The organism is Ignavigranum ruoffiae, assembly GCF_900110675.1.
Taxonomy (GTDB): domain Bacteria; phylum Bacillota; class Bacilli; order Lactobacillales; family Aerococcaceae; genus Ignavigranum; species Ignavigranum ruoffiae.
Map to the genome: position 1 here is coordinate 1 of NZ_FOEN01000024.1, position 7,400 is coordinate 7,400.

The 7,400-nt window shown below is 36.4% G+C and carries 8 protein-coding genes; 4 read left to right on the forward strand and 4 right to left on the reverse strand.

What is annotated here, in order from left to right; all coding sequences use genetic code 11:
* Nucleotides 1–292 (forward strand): transposase (locus tag BMX34_RS09400; protein ID WP_200793445.1); only part of this gene is annotated, 292 nt, incomplete at its 5' end.
* 184 nt (nt 293–476) lie between these two features.
* Here BMX34_RS09400 and BMX34_RS09405 read toward each other — a convergent pair.
* Nucleotides 477–1,484 (reverse strand): YeiH family protein, encoded by a 1,008-nt coding sequence (locus tag BMX34_RS09405; protein WP_092572749.1) that lies wholly within the window; start codon nt 1,482–1,484, stop codon nt 477–479.
* Nucleotides 1,485–1,582: 98 nt separating this feature from the next.
* Here BMX34_RS09405 and BMX34_RS09410 point away from each other — a divergent pair, with 98 nt between their 5' ends.
* A complete protein-coding gene (locus BMX34_RS09410) occupies nt 1,583–2,434 on the forward strand; it encodes a LysR family transcriptional regulator (protein ID WP_092572750.1) in 852 nt (283 codons plus the stop codon).
* 242 nt (nt 2,435–2,676) lie between these two features.
* Here BMX34_RS09410 and BMX34_RS09415 read toward each other — a convergent pair whose 3' ends face one another.
* Nucleotides 2,677–3,552 (reverse strand): M42 family metallopeptidase, encoded by an 876-nt coding sequence (locus BMX34_RS09415; protein ID WP_268766613.1) that lies wholly within the window; start codon nt 3,550–3,552, stop codon nt 2,677–2,679.
* A gap of 111 nt (nt 3,553–3,663) precedes the next feature.
* Here BMX34_RS09415 and BMX34_RS09420 point away from each other — a divergent pair, with 111 nt between their 5' ends.
* Together BMX34_RS09420 and BMX34_RS09425 are read left to right on the forward strand one after the other, a co-directional pair.
* Entirely contained in the window at nt 3,664–4,365 is a 702-nt protein-coding gene (locus BMX34_RS09420; protein ID WP_092572752.1) for a DMT family transporter, read from the forward strand.
* 36 nt (nt 4,366–4,401) lie between these two features.
* A complete protein-coding gene (locus BMX34_RS09425) occupies nt 4,402–4,785 on the forward strand; it encodes a VOC family protein (RefSeq protein ID WP_092572753.1) in 384 nt (127 codons plus the stop codon).
* A 164-nt stretch (nt 4,786–4,949) separates the two neighbouring features.
* Here BMX34_RS09425 and BMX34_RS09430 read toward each other — a convergent pair whose 3' ends face one another.
* Nucleotides 4,950–5,696: a hypothetical protein gene (locus BMX34_RS09430; RefSeq protein WP_092572754.1), complete on the reverse strand. Its 747-nt coding sequence runs from the start codon at nt 5,694–5,696 to the stop codon at nt 4,950–4,952.
* A 905-nt stretch (nt 5,697–6,601) separates the two neighbouring features.
* A partial coding sequence (locus BMX34_RS09440; RefSeq protein WP_092572756.1) for an IS30 family transposase occupies nt 6,602–7,400 on the reverse strand: 799 nt, incomplete at its 5' end.

Consider the following 7,400-nt stretch of genomic DNA (forward strand, 5'->3'; position numbering starts at 1 on the left):
AAATAGAATCGTTGATGACTATATCGAACAACCCAAATATAAAAAAGCTTGCGAGAGCTTGGATAGTGGCTTTGAAGATGCCTTTCAATATACCGTCATCGGGAATGGCTACACCCGACTGAAAAGCACCAATCTTCTTGAACGATTGAACCAAGAAATCCGTAGAAGAGAAAAAATCATTCGTATCTTCCCCAATCGAGCTTCAGCCAATCGATTAATAGGTACTATTCTTATGGACATGCATGAAGAATGGCTTAGTTCGACAAGAAAGTATATTAAGTTCGATCAGTAAAAGACCGGTGAAACATTGTAATATATTTTACACAAGATTATGGACTTGACTCCCGAAAAGATAAGTAAAAATATAACTCGTATTAATAATCAACTTTCTTATCAATTAGGATATTAGAACCGTATTGACAACATATATATATAATAATAATTCTGTCTTCAATTAAATTATAATTTTTGAATTACTATATTAATCCCAATGAATATTCTACAAGAATGGCAACCACAATGACTAATGTGGAAATAATAAATCCATGGAGCATTGGGGCAAAGCCTGCTTGTTTCATTTCTTTTGCACTAGTATTAAGACCTATCGAAGCCAAAGCAGCAACCATTAGAAATTTACTTAAAACTTTTAAAAAATTTGATATGTAATAAGGAATGAAGCCCAGGCTGTTCAGAAAAGCCATGACTAGAAAGCCTATGATAAACCAAGGAAAGGAAGGAGAAACGTTTATAGACTGTGGATTTTGATTTTTTGTGATTCGGCGTTGAATGATAGAAAAAACTACGACTGTTGGGATGATAACAAGGGTTCGGGTGAGTTTAACAGTGGTAGCGAAATCACCAGCAGCTTCACTAAAGGCGTATCCAGCTGCTACAACGGAAGAAGTATCGTTTACAGCTGTTCCTGTCCACAGACCATATGCAAGATTCGAGAGATTTAGATATCGACCCATGATAGGAAAAGCAATAATCATGAACATATCAAAAATAAAGGTAGCACTTAGCGCATATGCAATATCTAAATCATCCGCATCAATGACTGGGGCAATTGCCGCTATTGCTGAGCCACCACAAATACCGGTACCAGCGGAGATCAGATTTGATAATTTCCAATCAAGGCCTAGAAATTTACCAATAAAATAGCCACCTCCGAAACAGGTAAAAAGGGTAAAAAATAGTACTGACAAGGAAAGTTTACCAACATTGAATATTGTTGTTATATTTAAACTCGCTCCCAATAATACAATAGCAAATTTTAATAGTCTTTTAGAAGTGAATCTAATGCCAGCATCTAAGATATCCTGTTTTTTTCTAAAATAATTAAATAAGATGCCTAAGAATAGAGCAATTACTGAGGCACTCACCAGAGGTATGGGTAATAGGCTTTCTAAGAACTTTGCAATTATCGCGAAAAGTAAAGCGATGCTAATCCCGGGGGCTAACTTTCTAAGTTGAAAAGTATTCAAACGATCTTCCTCCCATCTGAATGTATTCTTACATAAAAAGATGATAAAATACAATTATTAAAAATTATAAATTAATAACAAAAAGGAATGGAAAAACAATGGATCAGCGATTAATGAGCTTCTTGAGCCTATGTGAGACCATGAATTATCGAAAGACAGCAGATTTTTTACATTTAACTCAACCGGCTATAACTAAACAAATACAGTCTTTAGAAAGTGAATATGGTACAAAACTATTTAGATATGATGGAAGAAAGTTACAGCGGACAGACAAATCTTATCTTATGGAAAGTTATGCTCTTTCTGAGAAAATTAATTACCAACAGATTATCGAATTACTCAGTACTGAAAACAAGGAGAAATTACGGGTAGGATTGACAAAATCGATTGGTGAATTTGTTATTCTTGATTATTTATTAAATTATTTTCAACGAACTCAGGAGCTTGTGGATATTCAAATTAATAACACTAATTTTTTACTTCATCAATTAAAAAAGAATGCATTGGATTTTGTGGTTTTAGAAGGAAGCTTTGACAAAGAAAAGTATGCTTATCGACGATTATCCAATGAAATATTTACTGGAATTTGTTCCAATGGACATTTTTTTGCAAATAAAAAGGTCGACATTGATGATTTGTTAAATGAGAGATTATTTATCAGAGAAATAGGCTCAGGAAGCCGGAATATCTTAGAGAATCTACTCGGAATAAAAGGTCAATCCATCGATAGATTTAAGGATTGTGTTTCAATAAGTAATATTCATTTAATTAAAAAATTGATTGAGAAAGATTTAGGTGTGACCTTCGCTTACCGGAAAATCTTAACTGACTATGATAATTTGACAACATTTGAAGTTTTGGGTTTAACCACCTTTCATGAATTTAATATTGTAAGCATGAAGAATACCCATGGATTAGAACAGGCACTTAATTTTTTTAATGAACTATAAATCGCATAAATAGTAGTTATTTCTAATATTTTATCATAGGATTGGGATTGAGGAGATAAATATCTATTATCAGTACAGAAAGGTCCCCTTAAATCTGATTTAAGGGGACCTCTCATAAATATCGATAACCTTGATATAATTCTTATATATGGCCGATGATATATAATATTTTATGCTATCCTCTCATTTTGAAGATAATAATATATAATTAACAAAATTAGGTGTATAGAAGAATGAAAATCTTATAGGTTTTTAAAGATTTTAGGATTTAGTATTTCAATAATCTTTAATGCTAAAGCTTTTGCATTTTGATAATCTCGATAATCCGTAAAACAATAATGAGAATGGGCATAGCGAACTGGTATCCCTATCACGATACAAGGAATTCCATTTTTAGACATAGAATATGCAGCACCATTGGTGCCTCCACCTTTACGTACGGAACGTTGAAGTGGTAAATTATATTCTTTAGCTAGTTCAATTGCAAAACGCTGGAAACCAGGATGAGTAATCATAGAAACATCATGGTGTCTTAACATCGGTCCTTTCCCCATGGCCGATTGGATTTTATATTTCGGGGTGAAAGTATCGTCAGCTGGACATCCTTCAAAGACAATAGCTATATCAGCATCTATTTGTTGTGCTGCTACAGTTGATCCCCGTTCGCCCACTTCTTCTTGACTAGACAATACAGCTTGTAAAGCAATCTGATTATTGTTTAAATTTTCTGAATAGGTTCTGTATGTATCTAATAAACAAGCACAGCCGATTCGGCAATCAAAAGCTTTACCTAGGAAGAGATGGTCATTCAAAGCTTCAAATTCTACGTCTGGAACAATGGGATTACCTATCTCAATACCGAGGGATTCAGTTTCTTTTTTGGAGCTGGTTCCAACATCAATAACCAATTTGTCAAAAGAAAGAGGGGCTTTTTTCTGTTCTTCTGTCATAAAGTGCGGAGGTATGGACGCTGTTATGCCTTTTATTTTGCTACCTGTATGACTCTTTATAATTACAGTATGAGCTGGAACATTGTGAACATCCCACCCTCCTACAGGAAGGAAATCAATCATTCCGTTATCATGGATGGCTTGAACAACAAAACCGACTTGGCGGATTTTATAATCAACTTAGCCACCGCTAAAAAATAAAAAAAGCTGTAAATTTCAAGTATAAGTTACCCGAGGTGGCTAACTTATACTTGAAATTTACAAAAGAAATTAAAACAAATAGAAAAGAAAGATTTTATTAAAGGAATAACTATCGGTGCAGTACTGTTTCTAGCGTATTTTTTCCAAACTAAAGGTTTAGAATTTACAACTACATCAAAAAATTCATTCTTGACAGCTGTTAATGTGGTTCTGGTTCCTTTTATTGGCTGGATAGTTTTACGAGAGTCTCTTTCTAAAAATGCTCTCCTAGGAGCGTTAGTTTCATTAATCGGGATTGGTTTCACTTCTTTTGCAGGTGGAGTGGGAGAATTAGGCTTTAATTTTGGCGATATTTTATCATTAATTGGAGCAGTATTCTTTGGGGCTCATATTTTCTTTACAGATTTCTATGGTGGTAAAATGTCAAATTGGATGGTAATGTTGTTGCAAATGGGCACAGCTGCTATTTTAAGTTGGATTGCGACTATTTTCTTTGGAGAGACACATTTGACGTTTACTACAGAATCAATGATGGCAATTTTGTATATTGGTGTTATAACAACATTGGTCGGTTATGGAATACAAACGGCCTCACAGAAATATACAACCAGTGGTGAAGCAGCTGTGATACTGTCAACCGAAGCGTTTTTTGGAATGTTAACAGCCATTGTTATTTTAGGAGAACCTGTATTGACAAATATGATTATAGGAGGTATCTTGATTTTCTGCGGAATCCTGGTGGTGGAATTGAAACCCATTAAGGAGAATCTGCCTAAATAATACGTATGGTCATTCATTCCGGAAAAGGAGATTAAGATGAAAATTGAACACATAGCTATGTACGTCAATGATTTGGAAAATACGAAAGAATTTTTCGAAAAATATTTTAATGCCAAAGCAAATAGACTCTATCACAATCAGAAGACGGACTTTCGCTCTTATTTTCTTTCCTTTGAGGATGGGGCACGGCTTGAAATAATGAACCGACCTGAAATGGTTGATGCTGAGAAGGCGCTAGCTAGAACAGGCTTGATTCATCTGGCTTTCTCAGTAGGAAGTCGTGACAAGGTCGATGCTTTGACGGCCAAATTAAAAGCAGATGGATTTGAGGTCATCAGTGGGCCCAGAACAACTGGAGATGGTTATTATGAGAGTTGTGTCGTGGGCATTGAAGGCAATCAAATTGAAATTACGGTTTAATTGAATATGGAAAATATAAAAAAATTCCCGACTTACTACAAAGATTAGTGAGTTGGGAAGTTTTTGTTTGTTGGCTTTTGTTCTGTAGAATATAAAAAATACAGAATTATGATTAATAAAGTATTTATAGATTTGAGTTGCGAGTTACGAATTGATTAAATTAATTACTGTTCAGTCGGATTAGTAATGGAACCTGTCATTTGGATTAAGGTCATAGGGTCGGCGTGGGATGTAATATAGACGACGTTGCCTTCTTGCCACGCCGCGACATTATCATGAAAGGTCGACGATGCCATTCTTAAATTAATTTGTCCAACGACTTCGGGCGCAGGGAGGGCGATTTTTTCAAGATATTGGACAATCTCCTGAGCGAGTGAAATGGGGTCGTCCTCATTTTGATTCAGGGATTGAATATTGAAACTCCAATTCCCTTCTTGCCAAGTTAAATACTTAGATCCAGCTGTTCCAGATTGGTATCCAGTGATTCCATAGCCTAAATCGACAGGTTCTCCATTTTCGTTAATAATTTGTTTGACCGCTTTTTGAGCCGTTTCGGCATCCTCATAAACCACTCTTCTAAATGAGGCAATCGGTTCGAGATCATTTAATTGCTGATCATTTAGTGGAATCGGGCTCTCTTCGGCATAATAATATATATCGAAATTAGCTCTATCAGCAGAATCGGATGTTGAGACGGCAAGATAGACGGGCGAATCTTCCATTAAGATTCGAGTGGGAAAGATTTGGCCAGGGTAGAGTCCATTCAATTCATTTAAGACTTGCTCAGCATGTTCTTTAGGCGAAATTTGTTCTGCTTCAACAATGACACTTGTTGGTTGATCTTGGAAAATGGGTGTAAAAGGGGCAAGCGAGACAATACTTATTGCAAGACATTTGCCAAACTTCTTCATATACATAACTCCTCATCTCCTTTGCTCCAGTCTAACGAAAAAGCAAAGGATTTTCGACGCTTATGAACTTATCTATAATTTGATATGGTTATAAAAAATAGTGCTATCATAGCCATAGCGAATCACGATTGGAAAAACAGAGTTAACTTTCAAAAAGCATAGCAATCACACCCAATCTCATCATTTCATTACATAAATTTAAGTAGAAAGAATCTTAGATAGATTAAAAAATTTCAAATCATTGGATTCTCTCCTTGAGAAGTGTAATAAATTTAACGAATTATAATTAAGTCTCAAATTCATTAATTTAGCTAAAAAAATAAAGCAAGTATTATTTTAAAGATGACTCCGGGTATAGAGGTATGCACATATACTTTAACGCTCAGTCTAACCTTTTTCTTCCGTGGGAACTTCAGCGTGGTATGATGAAGATGAATCAGATAACTATCGTTCGCATCTCAAATATAAACAAACATTCTTCAGATAAAGAGAGGTGAGTAGGTATGATTAAACATTTTGTTCTTATATATAGTTCGAGCCTAACGAATCGACGATTAGCATTTAAATTCAGTTCCAGTAAGGCTATTAGAAGTAAAGATTTACCAACAACAATCACAGACGATGTTTCTTTATACGGTTTTACTACTCATAGGATATTTACTGAAGATACGTCTATTCAGTCGATATATGAAAAGGATATGTTTTTTGAAGAAATTGAATGGTTTGAAAGATACGAAGATTTTTGTAAATTTCAAGTATAAGTTAGCCATCTAGGGTAACTAGCTATATAACTTTAATCCTCTCTGCCAGTGACGGCTTGACAATGAGCTGAGGCATGGTAGTTTGGTTCACTAATGGGTCATTGACCGCCTTACCAAGAAAACCATGCCGAAGGAGGCTCGTTGTCAAGCGGGCACGTGTGCGCGAGCTTGTCTTTCTTTATAGAAACAGCGTATGAAAACCTCATAAGGGGTCTCATAGTCCAAAACCTTGCGCGAATAATGGTTCATCCATTGTTGGATGCGGCGACAATCGGCTTCAGTCACGTCTTTCATTGAGGTTTCTTTGGGTAAAAAGCGTCGAATGAACCCATGTTGATTTTCACTGGTTCCTCGTTCCCAAGAGGCGTAAGGATGGGCAAAATAAACGGCCACGTCGTCAGCCAGTGTTTGACTCAACCCCGCAAATTCTAAGCCGTTATCCGCCGTAATACTCTTAAAGAGTAACGAAAAATGGTCGCTTGCGCGTGCTCGTAAGCTTTTGAGGGCGGCGTCCACCGCTTGAGCCGTCTTGTTCTCAATCTTTAGAATGACTTCAAAACGACTCAACCGTTCGACCAAGGTCAACAAGACCGGTTCATCTCTGCCTTTCTTGCCAATGACCGTATCAATTTCCCAATGTCCAAAAGTTTGACGGGTGTTAATTTCTTCAGGGCGTTCGTCGATGGACATCCCTAGGACTTTCTTATGGGGTCGAGTCTTCGGCGCGCTGACTTTGGAATGTCGTTTCAACTTTTCAACTAAATCAATATTTCGGGTCTGCATAATCTGGCAATCAATCCAATGATAGAGGGTCGTCGTACAAGGAATCAGACGCGGATCAATGTCGAGGACCTGCTTGGCGCGATGCACTACCACATCGGGTGACCACTTATCTTCTAACATCCGTTGATCGGCCCAATCGATAAAGACACTCGAATAGGCC

Bases quoted from the DNA above. Each gene is read 5' to 3' on its own strand.
- BMX34_RS09410 (WP_092572750.1), top strand. From the start codon at position 1,583: ATGGATCAGCGATTAATGAGCTTCTTGAGCCTATGTGAGACCATGAAT.
- BMX34_RS09425 (WP_092572753.1), top strand. From the start codon at position 4,402: ATGAAAATTGAACACATAGCTATGTACGTCAATGATTTGGAAAATACG.
- BMX34_RS09430 (WP_092572754.1), bottom strand. From the start codon at position 5,696: ATGAAGAAGTTTGGCAAATGTCTTGCAATAAGTATTGTCTCGCTTGCC.